The following is a 16,514-nucleotide window of genomic DNA, read 5'->3' as shown; positions in this document are numbered from 1 at the left end:
AGCAGCGATGACGTCTCAATCTCAGCAAGACATATCCTCCTTCGGAAAGACTGGTGTAAGTCCCAAAGTTGTTCTCTTTGATATGGATGGTGTTCTTTATGACTCAATGCCAAATCATGGTGTTGCGTGGCAGCGTGCTATGAAGGAGTTTGGTATTCACTTCACCCTTGAAGACTCTTATGCAACGGAAGGAGCGCGTGGTGTAGATACTATCCGTAAGTATGCTAAGGCTCAACTCGGTAAAGAACTAAGTGAGGAAGAGGCACAGCAGATGTATGATGTCAAGGCTCATTACTTCCATGAAATGTCTGAAGCAAAGGTGTTTGATGGTGTCGTCGATCTTATGCAGAAGATTAAGGCGAGCGGATTAAAGATTGGTATTGTAACTGGTAGTGCACAGCTTCCATTGATAGAGCGTGTCACGCGTGACTTCGGTGAGTTCGTTTCTAAGGATCAGATAACAACAGCATACGACGTTAAGCGTGGTAAACCAAATCCTGACCCTTACTTAATGGGATTGAAAAAAGCTGGTAATTATGCGCCCGCAGAAGGTATTGTTGTTGAGAATGCACCACTCGGAGTGCACGCTGGTGCAGCAGCAGGTTGCTATACAGTTGCCATTAATAGCGGTCCTCTGGCTGATTCAGTACTTTTGAACGAAGGTGCTAATATTCTTTTCCCTACTATTCGAGCGTTTGCAGATAATTGGGAGTGTGTTTTGGAGAATCTTTCAAAGCGTTAATTAGGGTGTTTTAGCGGTTAGTGGAATCGTTCTATGCTGTAAACTTTTGTACATTCCAGCTCCCTTCGTTATCTATAAACCTCCCTACGCTTAATAAGTTTGTGTGCTATTGCTCATGATATTATCACAGAGTTAACGCCTTAATAGTCCTTTCTGCTTTAAGAATCCTACGTTGTTAGCATAGCTATAAGTTATCCGCACGATTGGTGTTAAGCCTCCGCACCATGTGTGCTTACCATTCGCACCATGTGTGCTGAGCCTCCACACGATGGCAAGGAGTGGAAAGACAAACTTATTATGGTCTATCCTTACTATGGAGAAAAGAGGTATATTAATGAGAAACGGCTTCTTAATAATTCTCATGAAAAACGTTTCTTTGATGCAATACGCAAATCATCATTTTCATTTTATACCTCTGCCTTGTCACAACAAAGAAAGTTTTTAAATCAAAATTTCCTGTCACTTCCGTCATTGGATTTTGATATCTAACTAATTGATATATAGTCTGTCTGTGCGAAGTGTTAAAAGTGACAGCAAATAGAAAACACAAATACTATGGTATTGTAGTGGCGTACTTCATAATTCGGGAGGTCCGAATAATTCTTTTATCTTCATAAAAGACTTTGAAATAAACAAAAATCGTGAGACTTAAAACGCCTCACGATATTTATTTTCTTCCTTATCTTCGAGCATTGAAAGGTAACTGTTATATCGACTTTCAGCGATATAATGTTCTTCAAGAGCCTTTCTTACAGCGCAGCCAGGCTCATGTGTGTGCGTACAGTTTGAGAACCGACAATCTTTTGAAAACTTAAATATTTCACGGAAGTAGCTTGTCAGCTCTTCAGGTTCTATATCAAAGGTTCCAAATCCCTTGATACCCGGTGTGTCAATAAGATATCCACCCATTGGCAACTCTAACATCTCACTGAATGTAGTTGTGTGCATACCCGTGTTATGTACATCGGAAATCTCTGCCGTACGAAGGTTGACATGGGGTAGGAGGGCATTAATAATCGTTGATTTTCCTACGCCACTATTACCACTCAAGAGGGTTACTTTTCCTGCTAATAACGGCTTCATTTTCTCTACGCTGAATTCATCTTCAGGTTCGGCACTCGCCTGTATTTCTATGCACTGATAACCGATGGTTTCGTAGAGATTCATTACTGCATGCTGGTAACGCAATTCATCCTCATCGAGCAAGTCGTGTTTATTAAAGACGAGTGTTACTGGAATGCGGTAAGCTTCGGCACTGGCAAGGAAGCGGTCGATGAATGTGGTGGAAGTTTCGGGATAGTTTGTTGTGACAATCAAGAACGCTTGGTCGATGTTTGCAGCAATGATATGGCTCTGCTTAGAGAGGTTAGGCGACTTTCGGATAATATAATTCCTACGGTCTTCTATCTCAGTGATGAAAGCCGTTCCCTCCTGATTAGGTGTGATGACAACATGGTCACCAACAGCCACAGGGTTAGTAGAGCGAATTCCCTTCAGACGAAAGTTGCCCTTAATCTTACTATCTATTGTCTTGCCTTCCTCGGTTTTTACCGTGTACCAGCTACCAGTGTTCTTTATTACTAAGCCGCGCATAAAAATAAGGGAGCCTCCCCCAACCCCTCCGAAAGGAGGGGAGTGCCTAACGGAAGCCAGTTAGAATAATATTTTATCGCTTACAAACAGTCTATTATAACCGCTTGTATGTTTTCGTTTGAGAGAGGTATTGATAATATACCAGAAACATTTGCCTATTACATCCCCTCCTTTCGGAGGGGCTTGGGGAGGCTTCCTAAACGGTCATAATCTCTTTCTGCTTATCCTCTAACAGCGTGTCAACCTGCTTGATAAACTTGTCATGAATCTTCTGCAAGCTTTCTTCAGCATCCTTCTCGTTGTCTTCAGAAAGACCATCCTTGATAGCTTTCTTCAGTTTCTCTTTGATGTCAGAACGAACATTGCGAATCTCAACCTTTGTACGCTCACCAATCTTGTTACACTGCTTTACCAAGTCACGACGACGCTCCTCTGTTGGCTGAGGCAAGTTCAGACGAATTAACTCACCATTGTTCTCTGGTGTGATACCAACATCTGAGTCCATGATAGCCTTTTCAATATCTTTGATAGCCTTCTTATCCCATGGCTTGATAGCAATGGTACGTGCGTCAGGCACCATGACTGAGGCAACCTGATTCAAAGGAACCTTTGAACCGTAAGATTCTACTCGTACACCATCGAGGATGGCTACGTTTGCACGGCCAGCACGGATGCGCTGCAACTCATCACCGAGATACATCGTTGCCATTTCCATGCGCTCGCTGGCATCATTTAATGTCTGCTTAACGTCTAACATATATTCGTAATATTAAATTTCTACTTTACAAAAATAGGTATTAATTCGGATATGCACAAGATTTTACTTTACTTTTTTGTCAAAACAAGGTTTTCTATCCTTTCTATTGGAAGAGGTCATGTGTTTCTGCCATTAGTAGTTCGATGATACGTTCCAAACCTTCTTTATCGTCTTCGTTGAAGTCGTTGAGACGAGTGCTATCAATGTCGAGTACACCATGGAAAGTATGTGAGTCATCATACATCGGAACAACAATCTCGCTGCGTGAAAGACTACTACAAGCAATGTGTCCAGGGAATTTCTCTACATCGGGAACAATGAGGGTGCGTCCTTCTTCCCATGCCTTTCCACAGACACCCTTGCCGAATGGGATGACGTAACAGGCTACTGACCCCTGAAAAGGACCTAATCTCAACATATTTCCATTCTCTTGGAGATAAAAGCCCACCCAAAAGAAACGCTCAGGAAAGGTGTCATGCAATGCTGCTGACACATTTGCCAAGATACCCACAAGGTTTGTTTCATCCTTAATAAGTTCGGCAATCTGTAGTATGAGTTGGTTATATTGTTCTTTTCTTGTCATTAGGAGTTATATTTCTTCCTATTTATTGCTCAATAATCTTCAACTGTTCGTCAACCATGTTTGTTAGTTCAACAAACTGAGCGATAGATAATTGCTCTGGACGTTTGGTCATGATGTCTTGCTCATAGAAACCATCAGTAGGTTTAACCGCATTGAATATCTGTCGTAAGCTCACACGTAACATCTTACGACGCTGGTTGAACACAGTCTTCACCACACGTTTAAAGAGTACCTGATCACAGCCAATGTCCGTCACTTCGTTGCGTGTCATACGGATAACGGCACTCTTAACCTTGGGAGGAGGGTTGAAGACATTCTCATCTACGGTAAAGAGATATTCCACATTATACCACGCTTGCATCAAGACGGATAAGATACCATACGTCTTTGAACCAGGTCCAGCAGCCATACGCTGTGCAACCTCACGTTGTATCATACCCGTACAGCAAGGAATAAGATCCTTATACTCAAGCATCTTAAAGAAAATTTGAGACGAGATGTCGTAAGGATAGTTGCCTGTCAACACAAACGGTCTACCATCAAAGACTTCATTTAAATCCATGCGGAGGAAGTCTTGTCCAAGAATATTCTCACGTAACTTAGGGAATTTCTCGTAGAGGAAAGCAACACTTTCCGAGTCTATCTCTACAGCTTTCACTTCACGTGGCTTCTCAACAAGATATTGAGTAAGGACACCCATACCCGGTCCTATCTCTAACACTGGGATATCTGGACAGGCATCAACGGTGTCAGCAATCTGACGAGCTATGCTTAAGTCAGTGAGGAAGTGCTGACCCAAATTCTTCTTTGGCTTGACTAATTTCATAATTTTTCTTTATTTGCCTACAAAGATACTCATTTTATTTTGCATTAAAAAACATTTTAATTATCTTTGCTCCATTATATGAGGACGAAGAAACTGTTCAACAATACTGTAAAGATTGCATTGCCGTTACTACTTGGAAGTGCAATCCTTTATTGGATGTATAGGGGATTCGACTTCTCCAGTATCAAACATGTACTACTACATGAGATGAACTGGACTTGGATGATTCTCTCTCTCCCTTTCGGCATACTGGCGCAGGCTTTTCGTGGGTGGAGATGGAAGCAGAGTCTTGAACCCATCGGTGAGCATCCACGCGCATCGGTCTGTGTTAACTCTATCTTCCTTTCTTACGCTGTCAGTCTACTCATTCCCCGCATTGGTGAGTTTGCTCGTTGTGGAGTGTTGAATAGATATGATAAGGTTGCCTTTCCAAAAGCTATTGGTACAGTAGTGACTGAGCGTGCAGTAGATACGCTTATCGTATTACTTATCAGTGCCACAGCCTTTTTGATGCAGATAAGAGTTTTCACGAACTTCTTTTCAAGGACGGGTACACGTATTGATGATATCTTCGGAATGTTCTCACCAACGGGTTGGCTGGTAACGGCTATCTGTGGTGTTGCATCTATTATCCTCTTCTATTATGTATTTCGTCATCTTGCTTTCTACAAGAAAGTGAAGGAGATGTTAGGTGGTATATGGCAGGGAATAAGCTCTTTGCGTAAAGTTAAGAATATTCCTTTGTTTATCTTCTACAGTCTGGCGATATGGGGAAGTTACTTCCTTCATTATTACTTGACATTCTATTGCTTTGATGCAACAGCAAACCTCGGTCTTTCTTGTGCGCTTGTTAGCTTTGTCGTTGGCTCGGTAGCTGTTATTGTACCAACGCCTAACGGAGCAGGACCATGGCACTTTGCAGTCAAGACAATGCTAATACTTTATGGTGTGGCAGACAATCAGGCACTCTATTTTGTGCTGATTGTACATACCATTCAAACCTTATTGGTTATTCTCTTAGGTGTTTATGCATGGATTGCACTGAGTTTCACTAAGACGCCAGTATCATTGGGTGGACCAACAGAGCTTACTCGTCCAGCAAAGTAATGTAGAGGAAAATAGTTTTGAACGAATGAATAAACAATGATAATAACCTTTTAAAATCAACATTATGAGTGAAATAAGAAATCTTAAGCCAGAAGGCCTTTGGAGAAATTTCGATGATCTGACACAGGTTCCACGTCCTTCTGGATTACCAGAGAAAGTACAGAAGTTCTTGTTAGACTTTGCTGCAAGAGTTGGTGTTGAATCATACGTAGATGCTGGTGGCAATGTTGTAATGCGCAAGCCTGCTACACCGGGATTTGAAAACCGTAAGACAGTTCTGTTGCAGGCGCACATGGACATGGTTCCACAGAAGGCTCCAGATAGTAATCATAACTTTGAAACAGACCCTATCGTGACACATATCGTGGATGGATGGGTATATGCAAACAACACTACACTTGGTGCTGACGATGGTATCGGTGTTGCTGCTATCATGGCTGTCATGGAAGATAAGACGTTGAAGCACGGTGTTGTAGAGGCGTTGATTACTCGTGATGAGGAAACGGGTATGTATGGTGTTAATGAGATGCCAAGTGGTGAGTTGCACAGTGACATCCTTATGAACCTTGACTCTGAGACATGGGGTAAGTTTGTTATTGGTTCTGCAGGTGGTGTTGACATTACTTCAACCATAGCGTATAAGGAAGTTGCAAATGATCAAGAAGCTGCTGTCAAGGTAACTTTGAAGGGTTTCCGTGGTGGTCACTCTGGTCTGGAAATCAATGAGGGGCGTGCCAATGCTAATAAGGAGATGGTTCGCTTTGTACGCAATGCAGTTAACGAACTCGGTGTACGTTTAGCTTCTTGGGAAGGTGGTAATATGCGCAATGCTATTCCATTCAAGGCTGAAGTTGTTTTGGCATTGCCACAGAGCAAAGTTGCAGCTTTAAAGGATATGGTTGCTCGTCAGAAGACACTCCTCGAAGATGAATTCAAGGGTATTGAACCAAATGTAGAGTTCTTCGTAGAGGATGTAGAGAAGCCTGCAAACCTTGTTCCTGCAGATGTTCAGGAGAAGTTAATCAATGCTATCTATGCCTGTCATAATGGCGTTTTGCGTATGATTCCTTCTTATCCAGACGTTGTTGAGACTTCGTCAAACCTTGCAATTATACATATTGAGCCAACTAAGGCCTCTATTATGATTCTTGCTCGCTCAAGCCGTGAGGACATGAGAGACTATATCTCTGCTCAGTTGGAGAGCTGCTTCAATATGGCTGGTATGAAAACAGTCTTCAGTGGCCAATATGGTGGTTGGGATCCAAACCCAGAGAGTGAAATCCTTAACCTCTTGAAGAAGGTTTATAAGGAGCAGAACGGTTTAGAGGGTATTGTGCAGGTAGACCACGCTGGTCTTGAATGTTCAGTCATCCTCGGCAAGTATCCAGGTATGGATGTTGTAAGTCTTGGTCCAACTCTCCGCAGTCCACATACAGCGAAGGAGCGTCTTGAGATAGCAACTGTTGAGCCTTTCTGGAAACTTCTCGTTCAGACTTTGGAGGAAATTCCTGTCAAGTAGAGCTGATGAGGCTGTGATAAACAGCTGAATAGAGGATAAATAAAAGAATAGATAATAGAACTGTTTTCCGTCTTTTTATCTGAAGATGGGAAGCAGTTCTTTTTTATCTATATTATTTAAGGTATAAACTTGCAATGCTAAACTTTTTTATTTATTTTTGTGGGCAAATCTATGAATTAGATTTGTTGTTAATTATAAAAAGAAATACGATGAAAAAGAATAGAAATACAAAGTCATTTAAAGCTTTGTTACTTGTCGCTTTGGGTATAGGTATTCTGTCTGCTTGTTGTGCACCAGGAGTTCGGAAAACTCCTAACGCTGCTCAGGTTGAGGATACATCTGCTGTTCAAGAGGATACATCTGCTGTTCAAGAGGGTAAAACCTTGAAGAAGGAAGATATCTCTAACGAGAATGTGATGATAGATACAGTCTATGGAGACTGGCATGTTCGGGTTGACACTGTTGGTAGTAAGACTAAGGTGAAGAATTCTGATGAGTTTGTACAGAAACTGGTCGTAACGATTTCAAAGGGTGGTAAAGTCTTGTTTGATAAGAAAGTCTTTACACGAGAAGATATTTGGAAAGGTGCAGACGAGGAACTTCAGGTCTATGCTGCTTTACCCCCTGACTTTACTAACACTTCTGTCTATTTGCCAGTTTCTATCTGTTATCCGGAAACGGATGAAGGTTTTGCCTTCTTGTTGGCATTGTCTAAAGATGGAAGCAGTAAGGTTTATCCTGCTCCTATGGGGTGGGAAGAGTCAGATAGAATAACAGATTTTTATGTAAAGTACATTCATGAGTGGCAGCAGAAGCCAGTGGATAAGGCCTCACTATTGAAACTTGCACGAGATTATGGCTCTCCTAAATTTGTGGAACAGTTGACAAAGGGAGGGGTGGATGTTGTCTTTCCTGCAAAGGTGCTTGCTCGAAAGAATATGAAAGTGGTTCCAAAAGCTGAACTTGTGAAGGGTGGATGTCAGGTAAGATTCTCTACTTCATACGATAATACCCAGCCTTTTGATTCAATACGTGTTGAGTTGAAGAAGCGTCAGATCAAGAATGATAACTTTTATGAGTATCTGATTGATAAGGTGATTCACTAATTTCTCAGTGTTTGTAAACACAAAGCAGGGGCGCACGATACGTACGTCCCTGCTTTTGTTATTATCTGTTTCTTAATTAAAATGCCCAACCGAAGCCGAGATATGGATAGAAGAATGCTTTCTTAACTGCATTCTTCTCGCCAAGAGTAAAAGAAGGACTGAAACCTGCACGGAACAGGAAACCCTTGTTAGATACGTGACGATAGCCGATGTTTCCAAAGATATAGTAGCCGAATTTGTTGCGACTCTCATTGTAAGCCAGCCAGGTCTTTGTTCCTTCTGGAGTGTTATACTCTCCCATAACATGCTTCTGTTGGTCAGCTGACAACGAAGACTTCGGACCATCTACAGACTCCACAAAGATACCGTGTATATTGTATATACCCACACTTGTACCTACACCAACCTCAAGGTTGTTCTTTTGGCTACCCAAGAGATAGTTAACTTCCAATGGTACAGCATAGCCACGTACGTCTGAACCTTCCCAGAAAATGCTGGAATTATGACCATAACCGAAGCTCAATCCGGCTCTCCATCCGAAGCGTGTGTGGTCGTTGAAACGTGCATCATAATTGATACCTGCAAGGTTTGATGCGCCCAATAGCTCCAAGTAAACGGCTTTGTCCTTTTCTAATCCGTTAGATTCTTGAGCCATAGCCACTGTGTGTAAGCCGAGAAATAGTGCGAAAATTAGTAATTTCTTCATTCTTTTAGTTATATATGATTATTTGTTACAAAGGTATAAAAAAAACTAACAACAACAAAGAATTTGCTAAGGTTTTATAGAAATGGGATAAGTATTTGGTCGTTGTCAGGGTTTTTATAGATGTAAAGGTGAAAGTTTTAGGATGTTTATATTCGTGTGTTTTGTAATAATATTTCACACTCTCTATTTTTGTTGATGCTTAATTGGCTTCTAAAAGATGCTCTTTTAGCTTGCAAAAGGTGCCCTTTTGAGGTCTTACTAACGCCCTTTTGAAGTCCAATTAGGCATCTTTTAAAATGGTGTTTTGTAATCGGTTGATTTATTGAAAGTTATAGATGTGTGTGAAAAGGGGCATTTCTGTCCTTTTCAGACAATATAACACGAGGATTTTGTAATGATATTTCGCAAGCTTTACATTGTAGTAGAATATGCTTTTAAGTTAAGATAATGAGCTATTTTTATATAAGAATGCACGGCTCTTACATCCGTTTATAATTATTATTAGCGGAGTAGGAGTCGTGCATTCCTATATTTTTACAATAGCCTTTGTTGCAATGTCAGCGGGATATAGTCTTTGTCATGCTGTCTATCAGTTTGTTTTAACCTATCAGACAACGATTTTAGAATGTTTCATCCTCATCATCGTCCTCATCAAAACCAAATAGGGCAGGGTCGACGAAAGCATCCATCTGACGGCGGTCCTTCTTTGTTGGGCGTCCTGTTCCACGTGCTCTGTCGACGAAACCACTGATACGGCTCATCTCCAAGAGTTCGTACTGCTTAGCATCGGTCACATTCTCGTAGACTTCAGGGATGAGTTTAGCACCAACACGTTGTTCAATTGGTTTGAGAACCTTGAACGAATAGATGATAGGCGACTTCTTAACACTCACCACTTCCCCCGCTTTGATTGTGTGGGAAGGTTTTACGTTGATACCTTTTATCGTTACACGACCATTCTTGCAGGCGTCTGCAGCGATGGAGCGGGTCTTATAGATGCGGGCAGCCCATAGCCATTTGTCAATTCTTGCAATATCGTTCATAGTCTCATAATATATTAAAGAGGATGCTCGATTACTTCTTTCCGAGTTTATTAAACTGGTTCATTGTGATGTCGAGACCAGCAAGGGCAAAACTCTTGATAATGTCTACGCCTAAGTCGATAGCTGGCTGAAGTTCTTTCATCTCCTCGTCAGAGTAGCGACCTAATACCCAGTCAACCTGTCCACCACGTGGATAGTCGTTACCAACACCCATACGCAGACGAGCATAGTTCTGTCCGATAAGTTGCTGGATATGTCCTAAACCATTGTGACCACCATTTGATCCGTTTCCTTTCAAGCGGAAAGCACCTAATGGAAGGGCAACATCGTCAGAGACAACCAAGAGTCTACTCTGGTCGATATTCTCCTTGTTGAGCCAGTAGCGCACAGCATTTCCAGAGAGATTCATGAATGTCGTAGGCTTCAAAAGAATAATCTTGCGACCCTTGACCGTTGTCTCAGCAACGAAACCATAACGCTTATCCTCAAAAACAATATTGGACGCTTTAGCGAAAGCGTCCAATACCATAAATCCTGTATTGTGTCTGGTTCCCTCGTATTCATAACCGGGGTTACCCAATCCACAAATCAAATACTTGTCCAATTCTTATATTGAATTAATTATTGTCGTAGAGATTACTCTGCCTCAGCAGCTGCAGCAGCCTGCGCAGCCTGGATAGAATTACGTGTAGCCTTGATAGAGCAAACTACAACCTCCTTTGGAGTTACCAACTCAAGACCCTCGAAGCTCAACTCGCCAACCTTGATACTCTTACCAAGACGAAGCTCAGTAACGTTGATATCGAGGTGCTCTGGAATCTGCTGATAAGGAGCCTTAACGTTAATCTTACGAATAGACATGTTCATACGACCACCATCGCGAACACCCTGTGCCAAACCTACGAGCTTAACTGGTACACCCATAACGATTGGCTTCTGGTCGTTCACCTCATAGAAGTCTACGTGAAGCAGAGCGTCTGTTACTGGGTGGAACTGGAGTTCCTTAAGAACTGCAGTACGTCTCTCGCCATCAATAATCAACTCTACAACGTAGATGTGTGGTGTGTAAACCAACTTACGCAACTCTGACATAGGAGCTGTGAATGAGAATGCTACTGGCTTGCCATCCTGCTGTGCCTCACCATAGAGGTTACATGGAATCAAACCCTCCTTACGGAGCTGCTTAGAAGCTTTCTTTCCAAGGTCTGTACGCTTCTGACCTGTTACTTTAATTTCTTTCATAATTCTGTGTTACTCTAAATTAATATGAACTTTAATTCGCCATCACACACTGAGAGACTAAGGAATTGGAAATCTAATGAATATCACAACTTTCAATCCTCAATTTGCAAAAAGCGTTGCAAAGTTACTTCTTTTCAATGGATTGAGCAAGTATTCTCTAAAAAAACATAGAAAAAGATACTAATGTTTGCATGTACGAAGGAAATTTCCTACATTTGCAAAATAAAGTATTCAATACGAAACACAATCTTTTAGAAAAGACAATGATCAATAGGGAATTAATAAGAATTAAGATTGTCCAGTTAACCTATGCATACTATCAGAACGGTAACAGGAATATGGACAATGCTGAGAAGGAACTTCTTTTCAGCTTGGCGAAAGCGTATGACCTCTACAATTACCTCTTGGCCTTAATCGTATCAGTCACGCAAGAGGAGCGCCATCGCGTGGAGATAGCTGCAAATCGTGCCAACCGTGAGGGGACTGAGGCTCCCTCAAGTCGTTTTGTAAACAATAAGTTTGCTGTTCAGTTGGAAGAGAATAAGCAGCTTAATCTTTTCATGGAATCACAAAAACGTCGTTGGGAAGATGATATGGAGGCTGTTCGTAAACTCTGTGATCAGATTGAACAGAGCACTATCTACCAAGAGTACATGGCAAGTGATGATGATTCGTACGAGACAGACCGTGAGGTGTGGCGAAAGATATATCGTTCTCTCATACAGGAGAATCCTGATTTGGACGCTGTGTTGGAGGAGAAGAGTCTTTATTGGAATGATGATAAGGAGGTTGTTGATACCTTCGTTATCAAGACTATCAAACGATTCGACCCTGCTAACGGTGCTGATCAAGAACTTCTGCCAGAATATCGTGACGAAGAGGACCGTGACTTTGCACTTAAACTCTTCCGTTCAACTATCCTCAATGCAGACGATTATCAGCGTTATATGAGTGAGTCAAGTCGTAACTGGGATTTCTCTCGCTTGGCTTATATGGATGTTGTCATCATGCAGATAGCTATTGCTGAGATGCTTACATTCCCTAATATCCCAGTAACGGTGACCATCAACGAGTATGTTGACTTGGCTAAATTGTATAGTACACCGCGAAGTGGTGGATATATCAATGGTATGCTTGATACGATTGCACGTCATCTCATACAGACTGGTAAGATGATGAAGACAATGCCTGAGCCTCGTCAACATCGTCCTCGCAATGATCGTCAAGAGGAGAGAGCACCACGTCGTGAGGGACGTCGCCCAACGATTGCGCAAACTTCTGCTCAGCGTGTGGCTTATCGTCAGCAGCAAGCAACTGATCAGGTGGAGAATAAGGAATAAAGACATAGGCGGAAAACTTTTAAGAATCTTCACGAAAGAGGCTTGTTTAGCATAATAATGATGAGTGTTTATGAAAGCCTTTCAGACGTTATGCTTGCCTATAGCCTCCTTTTCACGCTCATAAATTAAGAACATAATAACTGATAAATAATGAATACAACATTAATCCTCGCAGCACAGGCTGCAGGTCAAGGCAGCCCAATGCCTATGATTATCATGATGGTAGCTATCTTCGCCATCATGTGGTTTTTCATGATTCGTCCACAGCAGAAGAAGCAGAAGGAGATTCGTGCTTTCCAGAATGCTCTCTCAGCAGGTGATTCTGTTGTGACTGGTGGTGGAATCTATGGCACAGTAAAGCATATTGATATGACAACCAATAAGGTTGAAGTTGAGATTGCACGTGGTGTTGTTATCACTGTTGATAAGAACTACGTATTCGCAAACGTACAGGCTTCTCAGCAGGGTCAGACTAAGTAAACCTTATTGATAGAAAAGAAGGAAAGCATTTGATGAAAACAGGCAAATCGCTTCATACATTCAGTACCTTCAGGAACTTCTTGTTGAGGATCTTCAACAAGGAGTTTCTGATTTTTTTGTTTTTCTTGGTATTGAGTGGAGGGTTCTGGTTGATAATGACACTGAACGAAACTTATGAGGGTGAATTCAGTATACCACTTCGCATGACGGGTGTTCCTCGTAATGTGGTTATTACCAGTGACCTTGATTCTGTTGTCCGTTTTACTGTGCGAGACAAAGGATATATGATTGCGTATTATGGTCTTGATGATACATTCCGCCCTATCTATGTCGACTACAAAGTTCATAGTGACGGACGAAGTAAGGGAGATGTACCCATTGCAGACCTTCAACGTCAGATTTATCTTCAACTGTCAAAGAGTTCAAAGATAGCTTCTGTCAAGGCAGGAAAGTTCTCTTTCTCATTTAACTTTGGTCGTCATAAAAAGGTACCTGTACGCCTTTTGGGGACAGTAACACCTGGTGATAATTATTATCTTGCTCGTGTAGACTTTACTCCAGATAGCGTTCAAGTTTATGCAGCGCGTAATGTGTTGGATAGTATTCAAACAGTCTATACAGAGCGACAGTATATTACCAATTTCACAGATGTCAAGGAGTTGACTGTAGACCTTCGAAAGTTTACGAATGCCAAGTGTGTTCCTTCCAGTGTAAAGATGAAACTCTATCCAGATGTACTTACAGAGGAGACAGTTGAGGTACCAATTGAAGCTGTCAATATGCCTGACAACAAAGTGATGCGTACCTTCCCAAGCAAGATAAAAGTGAAGTTTGTGGTAGGTGCCTATCGTATGCGTTCGATGCCAAAGAATGCGGAGACAAAGGAACTTCTCCCTGTAGGCTTCCGTGTTGTAGTCAACTACGAAGATATAGAGAAAAATAATAGCGAGAAATGTCCTATCTATGTGATAAGTTCTCCTAATGGTGTACGCAACGTTCACCCAGAAGTAAATACGGTTGATTATCTCATTGAGCAGCGATGATAGTAGCGTTGACTGGTGGTATTGGTAGCGGAAAGTCTTACGTCTGTAAGCTTCTTGCGGAGCGAGGTTTCTCTGTTTACGATTGTGATGCGCACGCAAAGGAATTGATGCGCACCTCTCAACCACTACAACAACAGCTTTCTGCACTTGTTGGTGAGGATGTCTTCCGTGATGGTGTCTTGCAAAAAGCCATTCTTGCAGCCTATCTCTTACAGAGTGAGACGCATGTACAGGCGGTCAATGCCGTGATACATCCAGCTGTAGCTCATGATTTTGAGCAATCGGGTCAATCGTGGCTTGAAAGTGCGATACTCTTTGATAGTGGTTTTGATAAGCGTACCCACATTGATAAAGTAGTATGCGTTACGGCTCCAGAAGAAGTACGTATTCGTCGTGTGATGGCACGTGATAGTATTAGTAGGGAAAAGACCCTTGAGTGGATAGCACGTCAACTACCGCAAGAGGAAGTGATACGACGTAGTGATTATGAAATCATCAACGATGGTATATGCCCTCTCGCTCCACAGGTAGACCACTTGCTTTCCGTTATTTCAGAATAATTAAATTATAAACAAGAATAGATTAAAATGTTACAGACAATCCTTTCAATCGCAGGTAAGCCAGGTCTTTATAAGCTGGTAAGCCGTGGTAAAATGAATCTTATTGTTGAGTCGCTTGATGAGAGCCACAAGCGTCAGCCTGCATTCGGCACAGACCGTGTGACGAGTCTTGCTGATATTGCTATGTTCACTGACTCTGACGATGTTCCATTGGGTGAGGTCTTGGCAAAGTTGCGCGACAAGGAAGAGGGCAAGGTGGCTTCTCTGAACTGGCGCAAGGCTTCAGCTAAGGAGTTGCAGAACTACTTTGCAGAGGTTCTTCCTGACTTCGACCGTGATCGTGTACACACAAGCGACATCAAGAAGCTCCTTCAGTGGTATGAAATTCTCGTTAAGGCTGGTATCACCAACTTTGAAGAGGATATGAAACCAACAGAGGGCGATAACATTGATGACAGATTGTAATATTACTTTCAAGTCAGAAAACGAAACAATAAAAGCACTGTGACCGAACTCACAGTGCTTTTTTCTTGTCTATTCTAAGGCTAATTGACGGCTAACTAAAATCGTTTTGCATAGTTACCACGGAAATACCAGTCTGGAGTGTCAAGGTATTTGATCTGTGGATTAATACTGAACCACTGGTTAAAAATCTCAATTTCTTGCGCTGGCGTATAGCCTTGTGCAAGCAGGTAGACGGCTTCTCCCTTCTTGTTGACTGCTTTGTCTACAACAATGACAGTATGTCCGGGATGACCACCGTTGATAATCACATCGCCAACCTGCAATTCTTTGCCTGTAATAGTAGTTAACTCCTTTTCAAGTGAGGCTGTTCCTGCATACGTAAAGACGAGATTTAAATACTTACGGAATGTCTTATAAGAATAATCTGCAGCAGTGTCCTTGCTATACCAGCACCGCCATGTCTTCTTATCAATGTGGATACGCTCTCCTTTTGCCCAACGAGCGTAATCAGCTCTGAAGCCATTGGTAAAGTTGAAGTGAATCTTGTCATACTGCTTTGTTTGCCAAAGCCATAAGGCTCTGAGGTAGATAACAGCGTCAGCACACTGTTCTACCTCTCCATGACCAAAGTCAATGTCTACGACCGCACCAGCATAATTTCGCCGTTTGATACTACCATTATAATAATGTAAGTCACTTCCAACAGGCTTAAGTGGTAAATTTCGTAGGAATGAACCAAATGTACCCTCAGTAAGTTTTACTTTTTTGTAGCCAGGGGGAGATGCTAAACGTTGCTTTTTAGCAGTGGCTGCTTGCTCAACAGTGAGAGTATTCTCTACTGACTGTTGTGATTGTCCGTTAGTCTTTCCTGTACATGAGAGTAAGAAAGCAGACAATATAATGGGGATAGTATACGTTGTCTTCATCGTCTTCCTTAAATGAATATTATCGTCTTCAGTCGCAAATATACGTATAATCTGCTAACTTGTCAAGTTGTTGTTATAAAAAGTGTTGTATGTCTTCTTATTTCAAGAGCGAGTATAGGTGTTTTTCATATAGCTTTAGCGAAAGAACAAAAGTTAAAGGATAAAACAGAAATATAGCTATGACTGTCAAACTATCTATTTTGTTATTACCCTTCGACACAGAAACCCTTTTTGTTTTAAGCCATCAAAGTCGTAAGTGAGGGTTTGAAAAATCATTACATAATTTCAAATAAAACAGCTATAAATAAGGACAAAAATACGAGAAAAAGGCAAGTTTGTAACTAACAGGGAATCAATTAATTACAAAGTAGTAAAGTGAAAGGTGCTTAATAGGACTTCAAAAGGGCGTTAGTTGGCCCTTAAAAGGGCACCTTTTGCAAGTCAATTAAGCGCCTTTTAGAAGCTAAAAGAGCATG

Annotated in this window: 19 protein-coding genes; 9 read left to right on the top strand and 10 right to left on the bottom strand. The window is 41.7% G+C overall.

Annotation, left to right across the window (positions count from 1 at the left end; all coding sequences use genetic code 11):
• The first annotated feature begins 7 nt into the window (after positions 1–7).
• Entirely contained in the window at positions 8–742 is a 735-nt protein-coding gene (locus HMPREF0659_RS05235; protein ID WP_013264489.1) for an HAD family hydrolase, read from the top strand.
• A gap of 132 nt (positions 743–874) precedes the next feature.
• On the opposite strand, the gene HMPREF0659_RS05230 is transcribed toward HMPREF0659_RS05235, so the two are convergent.
• From HMPREF0659_RS05230 to rsmA, 5 genes are all read right to left on the bottom strand, one after another.
• Complete coding sequence (locus HMPREF0659_RS05230; RefSeq protein WP_044045894.1) at positions 875–1,105, bottom strand: hypothetical protein; 231 nt, start codon at positions 1,103–1,105, stop codon at positions 875–877.
• A 285-nt stretch (positions 1,106–1,390) separates the two neighbouring features.
• On the bottom strand, positions 1,391–2,335 hold the full coding sequence (gene rsgA, locus HMPREF0659_RS05225) for a ribosome small subunit-dependent GTPase A (protein WP_013264621.1): 945 nt from the start codon (positions 2,333–2,335) through the stop codon (positions 1,391–1,393).
• Between the two features lie 196 nt (positions 2,336–2,531).
• Positions 2,532–3,092 (bottom strand): ribosome recycling factor, encoded by a 561-nt coding sequence (gene frr / locus HMPREF0659_RS05220; RefSeq protein ID WP_004361341.1) that lies wholly within the window; start codon positions 3,090–3,092, stop codon positions 2,532–2,534.
• 103 nt (positions 3,093–3,195) lie between these two features.
• Positions 3,196–3,675 carry a GAF domain-containing protein gene (locus tag HMPREF0659_RS05215; RefSeq protein WP_013263842.1) on the bottom strand — a complete coding sequence of 160 codons (480 nt, stop codon included), beginning with the start codon at positions 3,673–3,675 and terminating at the stop codon, positions 3,196–3,198.
• A 22-nt stretch (positions 3,676–3,697) separates the two neighbouring features.
• A complete protein-coding gene (gene rsmA, locus HMPREF0659_RS05210) occupies positions 3,698–4,501 on the bottom strand; it encodes a 16S rRNA (adenine(1518)-N(6)/adenine(1519)-N(6))-dimethyltransferase RsmA (protein WP_013264877.1) in 804 nt (267 codons plus the stop codon).
• 78 nt (positions 4,502–4,579) lie between these two features.
• Between rsmA and HMPREF0659_RS05205 the strand changes: the two genes are divergently transcribed.
• From HMPREF0659_RS05205 to HMPREF0659_RS05195, 3 genes are all read left to right on the top strand, one after another.
• The gene (locus HMPREF0659_RS05205; protein WP_044045893.1) at positions 4,580–5,608 is read left to right on the top strand and encodes a lysylphosphatidylglycerol synthase transmembrane domain-containing protein; all 1,029 of its coding nucleotides are present in this window, start codon (positions 4,580–4,582) and stop codon (positions 5,606–5,608) included.
• Positions 5,609–5,672: 64 nt separating this feature from the next.
• Positions 5,673–7,127 (top strand): aminoacyl-histidine dipeptidase, encoded by a 1,455-nt coding sequence (locus tag HMPREF0659_RS05200; RefSeq protein WP_013264452.1) that lies wholly within the window; start codon positions 5,673–5,675, stop codon positions 7,125–7,127.
• Positions 7,128–7,336: 209 nt separating this feature from the next.
• A complete protein-coding gene (locus tag HMPREF0659_RS05195) occupies positions 7,337–8,233 on the top strand; it encodes a hypothetical protein (RefSeq protein WP_013264515.1) in 897 nt (298 codons plus the stop codon).
• Between the two features lie 76 nt (positions 8,234–8,309).
• Here the strand turns inward: HMPREF0659_RS05195 and HMPREF0659_RS05190 are convergent, their stop codons facing one another.
• From HMPREF0659_RS05190 to HMPREF0659_RS05175, 4 genes are all read right to left on the bottom strand, one after another.
• Positions 8,310–8,888, bottom strand: a complete 579-nt coding sequence (locus HMPREF0659_RS05190) for a hypothetical protein (RefSeq protein WP_013263843.1) — start codon at positions 8,886–8,888, stop codon at positions 8,310–8,312.
• Positions 8,889–9,559: 671 nt separating this feature from the next.
• Entirely contained in the window at positions 9,560–9,982 is a 423-nt protein-coding gene (locus HMPREF0659_RS05185) for an RNA-binding S4 domain-containing protein (protein WP_013264577.1), read from the bottom strand.
• Positions 9,983–10,013: 31 nt separating this feature from the next.
• Positions 10,014–10,586: an aminoacyl-tRNA hydrolase gene (pth, locus tag HMPREF0659_RS05180; protein WP_013264629.1), complete on the bottom strand. Its 573-nt coding sequence runs from the start codon at positions 10,584–10,586 to the stop codon at positions 10,014–10,016.
• 32 nt (positions 10,587–10,618) lie between these two features.
• Positions 10,619–11,224 carry a 50S ribosomal protein L25/general stress protein Ctc gene (locus HMPREF0659_RS05175; RefSeq protein WP_013264403.1) on the bottom strand — a complete coding sequence of 202 codons (606 nt, stop codon included), beginning with the start codon at positions 11,222–11,224 and terminating at the stop codon, positions 10,619–10,621.
• A gap of 263 nt (positions 11,225–11,487) precedes the next feature.
• Between HMPREF0659_RS05175 and nusB the strand changes: the two genes are divergently transcribed.
• The 5 genes from nusB to HMPREF0659_RS05150 all read left to right on the top strand — a co-directional run bounded on the left by nusB (position 11,488) and on the right by HMPREF0659_RS05150 (position 15,112).
• Entirely contained in the window at positions 11,488–12,564 is a 1,077-nt protein-coding gene (nusB, locus tag HMPREF0659_RS05170) for a transcription antitermination factor NusB (protein WP_044045892.1), read from the top strand.
• Positions 12,565–12,714: 150 nt separating this feature from the next.
• Positions 12,715–13,044: a preprotein translocase subunit YajC gene (gene yajC / locus HMPREF0659_RS05165; protein WP_013264801.1), complete on the top strand. Its 330-nt coding sequence runs from the start codon at positions 12,715–12,717 to the stop codon at positions 13,042–13,044.
• Between the two features lie 32 nt (positions 13,045–13,076).
• The gene (locus tag HMPREF0659_RS05160; protein ID WP_044045891.1) at positions 13,077–14,087 is read left to right on the top strand and encodes a CdaR family protein; all 1,011 of its coding nucleotides are present in this window, start codon (positions 13,077–13,079) and stop codon (positions 14,085–14,087) included.
• The gene (gene coaE, locus HMPREF0659_RS05155) at positions 14,084–14,647 is read left to right on the top strand and encodes a dephospho-CoA kinase (protein ID WP_013264949.1); all 564 of its coding nucleotides are present in this window, start codon (positions 14,084–14,086) and stop codon (positions 14,645–14,647) included. The genes HMPREF0659_RS05160 and coaE overlap by 4 nt, the downstream gene beginning before the upstream one ends.
• Positions 14,648–14,674: 27 nt before the next feature.
• Positions 14,675–15,112 (top strand): DUF5606 family protein, encoded by a 438-nt coding sequence (locus HMPREF0659_RS05150; protein WP_013264749.1) that lies wholly within the window; start codon positions 14,675–14,677, stop codon positions 15,110–15,112.
• Positions 15,113–15,207: 95 nt separating this feature from the next.
• On the opposite strand, the gene HMPREF0659_RS05145 is transcribed toward HMPREF0659_RS05150, so the two are convergent.
• Positions 15,208–16,038 (bottom strand): DUF4846 domain-containing protein, encoded by an 831-nt coding sequence (locus tag HMPREF0659_RS05145; protein WP_013264201.1) that lies wholly within the window; start codon positions 16,036–16,038, stop codon positions 15,208–15,210.
• Between the last annotated feature and the right edge of the window lie 476 nt (positions 16,039–16,514).

Source organism: Prevotella melaninogenica ATCC 25845, assembly GCF_000144405.1.
In the GTDB taxonomy this organism is placed as follows: domain Bacteria; phylum Bacteroidota; class Bacteroidia; order Bacteroidales; family Bacteroidaceae; genus Prevotella; species Prevotella melaninogenica.
Note: the sequence above shows the minus strand (reverse complement) of the source record. Positions and strands in the feature narration are given on the sequence as shown.

What these genes read in the sequence shown, in the direction of transcription:
- HMPREF0659_RS05235 (WP_013264489.1), top strand. Translation starts at nt 8, where the DNA reads ATGACGTCTCAATCTCAGCAAGACATATCCTCCTTCGGAAAGACTGGT.
- frr (WP_004361341.1), bottom strand. Translation starts at nt 3,092, where the DNA reads ATGTTAGACGTTAAGCAGACATTAAATGATGCCAGCGAGCGCATGGAA.
- rsmA (WP_013264877.1), bottom strand. Translation starts at nt 4,501, where the DNA reads ATGAAATTAGTCAAGCCAAAGAAGAATTTGGGTCAGCACTTCCTCACT.
- HMPREF0659_RS05185 (WP_013264577.1), bottom strand. Translation starts at nt 9,982, where the DNA reads ATGAACGATATTGCAAGAATTGACAAATGGCTATGGGCTGCCCGCATC.
- HMPREF0659_RS05190 (WP_013263843.1), bottom strand. Translation starts at nt 8,888, where the DNA reads ATGGCTCAAGAATCTAACGGATTAGAAAAGGACAAAGCCGTTTACTTG.
- HMPREF0659_RS05205 (WP_044045893.1), top strand. Translation starts at nt 4,580, where the DNA reads ATGAGGACGAAGAAACTGTTCAACAATACTGTAAAGATTGCATTGCCG.
- HMPREF0659_RS05150 (WP_013264749.1), top strand. Translation starts at nt 14,675, where the DNA reads ATGTTACAGACAATCCTTTCAATCGCAGGTAAGCCAGGTCTTTATAAG.
- HMPREF0659_RS05200 (WP_013264452.1), top strand. Translation starts at nt 5,673, where the DNA reads ATGAGTGAAATAAGAAATCTTAAGCCAGAAGGCCTTTGGAGAAATTTC.
- HMPREF0659_RS05160 (WP_044045891.1), top strand. Translation starts at nt 13,077, where the DNA reads ATGAAAACAGGCAAATCGCTTCATACATTCAGTACCTTCAGGAACTTC.
- yajC (WP_013264801.1), top strand. Translation starts at nt 12,715, where the DNA reads ATGAATACAACATTAATCCTCGCAGCACAGGCTGCAGGTCAAGGCAGC.
- HMPREF0659_RS05145 (WP_013264201.1), bottom strand. Translation starts at nt 16,038, where the DNA reads ATGAAGACAACGTATACTATCCCCATTATATTGTCTGCTTTCTTACTC.
- HMPREF0659_RS05230 (WP_044045894.1), bottom strand. Translation starts at nt 1,105, where the DNA reads ATGAGAATTATTAAGAAGCCGTTTCTCATTAATATACCTCTTTTCTCC.
- rsgA (WP_013264621.1), bottom strand. Translation starts at nt 2,335, where the DNA reads ATGCGCGGCTTAGTAATAAAGAACACTGGTAGCTGGTACACGGTAAAA.
- HMPREF0659_RS05175 (WP_013264403.1), bottom strand. Translation starts at nt 11,224, where the DNA reads ATGAAAGAAATTAAAGTAACAGGTCAGAAGCGTACAGACCTTGGAAAG.
- HMPREF0659_RS05195 (WP_013264515.1), top strand. Translation starts at nt 7,337, where the DNA reads ATGAAAAAGAATAGAAATACAAAGTCATTTAAAGCTTTGTTACTTGTC.
- nusB (WP_044045892.1), top strand. Translation starts at nt 11,488, where the DNA reads ATGATCAATAGGGAATTAATAAGAATTAAGATTGTCCAGTTAACCTAT.
- coaE (WP_013264949.1), top strand. Translation starts at nt 14,084, where the DNA reads ATGATAGTAGCGTTGACTGGTGGTATTGGTAGCGGAAAGTCTTACGTC.
- HMPREF0659_RS05215 (WP_013263842.1), bottom strand. Translation starts at nt 3,675, where the DNA reads ATGACAAGAAAAGAACAATATAACCAACTCATACTACAGATTGCCGAA.